Raw genomic sequence first — 5,319 nt, 5'->3', positions numbered from 1 at the left:
GCTTGCCGGCGATCACCGGCGCAGCCGGTGCCGTGCACTGCGGCGCCTGCATCGCCGGCAAGCGGGCTCCCACAAAGTCAGCGGTGAATTTGCATCAGTGCGTCAATGGTCCTCGCCCTCGTCATCATCGCCGCCATCCACATTCATCCCTAGCTCCTTGATCTTGCGGGTCAGGGTATTGCGCCCCCACCCCAGCAGCACCGCCGCATCCCGACGTCGTCCCGCCGTATGCTTGAGCGCGGTCTCGATCATGATCCGTTCGAAACTGGGCACGGCGCTGTCGAGCAGGTTCGACTGTCCGCGTGCCAGGGCCTGGTCAGCCCACTGGCGCAGCGCCTGCTCCCAGTTGGTGACCGGAGCGGCGTCCTGGGGCAGGTTCAGTAGCTCGGGCGGCAGGTCGCCGATCAGCACTTCGCGACTGGAAGCCATCACGGTGATCCAGCGGCAGGTGTTTTCCAGCTGGCGAACGTTACCGGGCCAAGGGAGGTTGCGGATGAATTCTTCGGTTTCCGGCTTCAGCAGTTTCGGCTCGACGGCCAACTCCTGCGCGGCGCGGCCAAGGAAGTGCCGGGCCAGGGCCGGAATATCCTCGCGGCGGTCGGCCAGGCGCGGGATATGAATGCGGATGACGTTGAGCCGGTGGAACAAGTCCTCACGGAACTTGCCCGCCTGTACCAGCGATTCGAGATTCTGGTGAGTCGCAGCGATGATTCGCACATCGACCTTCACCGGTACATGGCCGCCGACGCGATAGAACTCGCCATCGGCCAGCACCCGCAGCAGGCGGGTCTGGGTATCGGCCGGCATGTCGCCGATCTCGTCGAGGAACAAGGTGCCACCGTCCGCCTGTTCGAAGCGACCGCGACGCAGGTTGGCCGCACCGGTGAACGCGCCTTTCTCGTGGCCGAACAGCTCCGACTCCATCAGGTCCTTGGGAATGGCGGCCATGTTCAGCGCGATGAACGGCGAGGCCGCGCGTGGGCTGTGGCGGTGCAGGGCATGCGCCACCAGCTCTTTGCCGGTACCCGACTCACCGTTGATCAACACGGTGATATTGGAATGGCTGAGCCGGCCAATGGCCCGAAACACTTCCTGCATCGCCGGCGCTTCGCCGATGATCTCGGGGGTGCGGGCCAGCGCCTGGGGGACGTCGAGGCCTTGCTGTTCCTGGGCGTGCTGGTTGGCGCGCTTGACCAGCGACACCGCTTCGTCGACATCGAACGGCTTGGGCAGGTACTCGAAGGCGCCGCCCTGGTAGGAGGCCACGGCGCTGTCCAGGTCGGAATGGGCGGTCATGATGATGACCGGCAGGCGCGGGTGCTGTTCGCGGATCTGCGCCAGCAGGTCCAGGCCGCTGGCGCCGGGCATGCGAATGTCGGAAATGATCACGTCCGGCTGCTGCCGAGCCAGGCGGCCCATTACGCCATCTGCGCTGTCGAAGCTCTGGGTCGTCATGCCTTCCTGTTGCAGGGCTTTTTCCAGGACCCAGCGGATGGAGCGATCATCGTCGACGATCCATACGGTTTCACTTCGGCTCATGAGGCGGTGACTCCTTGTTCCAGGGGCAGGAAGATCGAGAACGCGGTGTGGCCCGCGTGGCTTTCACATTCGATCAGGCCCTGGTGCTGGCTGATGATGTTCTGGGTGATGGCCAGGCCCAGCCCGGTACCGTCCGGGCGTCCACTGACCATGGGATAGAAGAGGGTGTCCTGCAGTTCCGCCGGGATGCCCGGGCCGTTGTCGATGATCTCGACCCGGGCCACCAGGCGGTGACGCACATGGCCGATGGTGAACTGACGCACCGCACGGCTGCGCAGGGTGATGCGGCCCAGGCGCAGCTCGTTCTGCGAGCTGATGGCCTGCATCGCGTTGCGCACGATGTTCAGTACCGCCTGGATCATCTGCTCGCGGTCGATGAGAAGGTCCGGCAGGCTGGGGTCGTAATCGCGCACCAACGTGATGCATCCCTGGCTTTCGGCGTCGACCAGGCTGCAGACGCGCTCCAGCACCTCGTGGATGTTGGTCATGGCCAGCGACGGCAGCTTGTTCGAGCCGAGCATGCGGTCGACCAGGTTACGCAGGCGGTCGGCTTCCTCGATGATCACGTTGGTGTAGTCGCGCAGCCCGTCTTCGGGCAGCTCGCGCGCCAGCAACTGCGCTGCGCCACGGATGCCGCCCAGCGGGTTCTTGATTTCGTGGGCCAGGCCGCGCACCAGCATCTTGGTGGTTTCCTGCTTGCTCAGCTGGGCTTCTTCCTTGGTGATGCGCAGCAGGCGGTCGCGCGGGTGCACCTCCAGCAACAGCAGGGTATTGCCCTGGTGCAGGATCGGTGTCACCGCGTAGTCGACGGTGATGGTCTGCCCGGTCAGTGAGGTCAGTTGCGCTTCACGCTTGGTGAAGGGGTGCGCATGTTCCACCGCCTGGCGCAAGGAATTGAGCGCCTCGGTCGACTCGGTGAACAGTTCGCTGATGAATTGCCCGTGGCTGCGCTGGCCGCTGACTGCCAGCAGCATTTCGGCGGCCGGGTTCATGTACTCCAGGCGCAGCTCCGCGTTGAGCAGAAGCGTGGCGGTGGTCAGGTTGTCCAGAAGCAGACGGTGCTGTGCATCGCTGATGGTCATAAGGCGTCGGTGACCTCTTTTGGCGCTGGCAGCCCCCGGCGTGACCTGGGGCGGGCGCGCTATGGATCCGCAGATGCCAGGAAAATGCAAGAAACAAACCAAGGCTCCGAAAAGAAGCGGAATAAGCCGAAAAAGGCCTGCAATTGCGCGAATTCGGAACAGAATGCCCTGGTTTAACGTTTTTTGTGATCCATTTTGGGCTGCACCGAAGGCCCGCACGCAATCGGATGCACCAATATAGAGCATAGAGGTTTCAGGGTTTATCGCACAGTTGGCCGGTGGCGCGGATCAGTGCGTTGCGGGTCAGGTTGTCCACGGGGCGGCTGGCCAGGGCATCAGCCAGTCGAGCGGCGCAGGCGCGTGGCGGTTGCTGCTCGAATGTGGCCAGTTGTCCAAGCAGCGTGGCCTGCAGTCGATCGAGCTGCGGGCGCAGCTGTTGCTGCAGGTCCTGGCGTGGCGTGTCGGGCGCCACACCCTGGCGATGCCAGCGGGAGAGCAAGGTGTACTGCACCAGTTTGTTGGCTTCGATCTGGTCGGCGAAAAAGGCTTCGGCGCGCTGCGGGGTCAGGCCATAAGCGGGTGCGGCCGCGCGAACGTGCGCAAGCACCTGCTGTTCGCGCTGGGTTGCCTGCACCGGTTGGCCCTGGTCCCACTTGTGCAGCGCAACGTCCTCGGCCAGGCTCAGGCGTTGTTCGATGGCGTCGAGTAGTGGTGCGAGCGCGGGGCTGTCTGTCGAGGTTGTGGTGCAGCCTGCAAGGCTCAAGGCGGCAAGGGCGACGAGGGAAAATGGACGCATGGCAAGTCTCCAGTGGGGAAACGTCGAGTGTGGAGAAGCTGCCGTATTTCTCGGGTAGGAACCTTCCGAAGCTGTTGAAGGCAGAAACAGAAACGGCCTCCCGAAGGAGGCCGTTTCATGTGATGTTGATCAGCGCCAGGCGCCGATCAAATCAGCAGCTGTAGTACAGCTCGTATTCCAGCGGGTGTACGAAGGTGCGGACCTTGATTTCTTCTTCCGACTTCAGCTCGATGAAGGCATCGATGAAGTCGTCGGAGAACACGCCGCCCTTGGTCAGGAACGCACGGCCTTTATCCAGCTCTTCCAGGGCTTCTTTCAGGCTGCCGCAAACTTGCGGGATGTCCTTGGCCTCTTCAGGTGGCAGGTCGTACAGGTTCTTGTCGGCAGCATCGCCTGGGTGGATCTTGTTCTGGATGCCGTCCAGGCCAGCCATCAGCAGGGCCGCGAAGGCCAGGTACGGGTTGGCCGATGGGTCCGGGAAGCGTGCTTCGATACGACGGGCTTTCGGGCTGCCGACGTAAGGAATACGGATCGAGGCGGAACGGTTGCGAGCCGAGTAGGCCAGCATTACCGGCGCTTCGAAGCCTGGGACCAGACGCTTGTAGGAGTTGGTCGACGGGTTGGTGAAGCCGTTCAGGGCCTTACCGTGCTTGATGATACCGCCGATGAAGTACAGGGCGGTGTCGGACAGGCCGGCATAGCCTTCGCCCGAGAAGGTGTTCTTGCCGTCTTTCCAGATCGACATGTGCACGTGCATGCCCGAGCCGTTGTCGCCGTACAGCGGCTTCGGCATGAAGGTGGCGGTACGGCCGTAAGCGTCGGCAACGTTGTGCACGACGTATTTCAGGGCCTGTACTTCGTCAGCCTTCTTCACCAGGGTGTTGAACTTGACGCCGATTTCGTTCTGACCGGCAGTCGCCACTTCGTGGTGGTGAACTTCAACGGTCTGACCCATTTCTTCCAGTGCGTTGCACATGGCAGTACGGATTTCGTGGTCGTGGTCGAACGGCGGAACCGGGAAGTAGCCGCCTTTCACGCCTGGACGGTGGCCTTTGTTGCCGCCTTCCACGTCAGCGCCGGTCATCCACGAGCCTTGCTCGGAGAAGATCTTGAACATCGAGCCGGAGATGTCCGACTGGAACTTCACTTCGTCGAAGATGAAGAACTCAGGCTCCGGGCCTGCGAATACGGTGTCACCGATGCCGGTGCTCTTCAGGTACTCTTCGGCGCGCTTGGCGATGCCACGCGGGTCGCGGTCGTAGCCCTGCATGCTCGACGGGTCGACGATGTCGCAGGTGATGATCAGGGTCGGCTCTTCGGTGAACGGGTCCAGCACGGCGGTGTCGTCGACCGGCATGAGGATCATGTCGGAGGCTTCGATGCCTTTCCAGCCAGCAATGGAGGAACCGTCGAACATCTTGCCGACTTCGAAGAAGTCTTCGTCCAGGCCATCACGCGCCGGCATGGTCACGTGATGCTGAATGCCTTTGGTGTCCGTGAAACGCAGATCAATCCACTTGACGTCATGATCTTTGATGAGTTGAACCGACTTCGACATGTTGTCCTCCGGAGGGTCTAGAGCGCGGTGGGCCGCCGCCCTGGAAAAAGGGTGTTGCTGGGCGCGGATAGTCGGCCAAGCTTACCTGCCTCACAAGGGAGCAAATTGCATGCCAGTGCCCGAAAATGGCGAGGCTGGGATAAAAAGGGGCGTTTGCGGGCATCCAGGGGTGTGGGCTTGGCAAAAAATGCACTCTTAAGATGCGGATTTTGGTAGTCGAGCACCAAAAAGGTGCATTCAGTGGGGTTTGTGCTTCCTTTGAGGGCCTCATCGCCGGCAAGCCGGCTCCCACAGGGGAGGGGCGTAGGTCTTGAGGCTTGTGGTTGACCCTGTGGGAGCCGGCT

At 62.4% G+C, this 5,319-nt stretch carries 4 protein-coding genes; all 4 read right to left on the bottom strand.

Annotated elements, in window-relative coordinates:
• Nucleotides 1-102 precede the first annotated feature (102 nt).
• Nucleotides 103-1,539 carry a nitrogen regulation protein NR(I) gene (gene ntrC / locus PMI38_RS14890; protein WP_008095436.1) on the bottom strand — a complete coding sequence of 479 codons (1,437 nt, stop codon included), beginning with the start codon at nt 1,537-1,539 and terminating at the stop codon, nt 103-105.
• Entirely contained in the window at nt 1,536-2,621 is a 1,086-nt protein-coding gene (gene glnL, locus PMI38_RS14885) for a nitrogen regulation protein NR(II) (RefSeq protein WP_008095435.1), read from the bottom strand. The genes ntrC and glnL overlap by 4 nt, the downstream gene beginning before the upstream one ends.
• Nucleotides 2,622-2,874: 253 nt before the next feature.
• The gene (locus tag PMI38_RS14880) at nt 2,875-3,417 is read right to left on the bottom strand and encodes a chorismate mutase (protein WP_008095433.1); all 543 of its coding nucleotides are present in this window, start codon (nt 3,415-3,417) and stop codon (nt 2,875-2,877) included.
• Between the two features lie 151 nt (nt 3,418-3,568).
• Entirely contained in the window at nt 3,569-4,975 is a 1,407-nt protein-coding gene (gene glnA, locus PMI38_RS14875) for a type I glutamate--ammonia ligase (protein WP_008095432.1), read from the bottom strand.
• Nucleotides 4,976-5,319 lie beyond the last annotated feature (344 nt).

The organism is Pseudomonas sp. GM84 (assembly GCF_000282535.1).
Classification (GTDB): Bacteria; Pseudomonadota; Gammaproteobacteria; order Pseudomonadales; family Pseudomonadaceae; genus Aquipseudomonas.
The sequence above is the reverse complement of the archived record's forward strand: the minus strand, read 5'-3'. Positions and strand labels throughout refer to the sequence as shown.

What these genes read in the sequence shown, in the direction of transcription:
- ntrC (WP_008095436.1), bottom strand. Translation starts at nt 1,539, where the DNA reads ATGAGCCGAAGTGAAACCGTATGGATCGTCGACGATGATCGCTCCATC.
- glnL (WP_008095435.1), bottom strand. Translation starts at nt 2,621, where the DNA reads ATGACCATCAGCGATGCACAGCACCGTCTGCTTCTGGACAACCTGACC.
- PMI38_RS14880 (WP_008095433.1), bottom strand. Translation starts at nt 3,417, where the DNA reads ATGCGTCCATTTTCCCTCGTCGCCCTTGCCGCCTTGAGCCTTGCAGGC.
- glnA (WP_008095432.1), bottom strand. Translation starts at nt 4,975, where the DNA reads ATGTCGAAGTCGGTTCAACTCATCAAAGATCATGACGTCAAGTGGATT.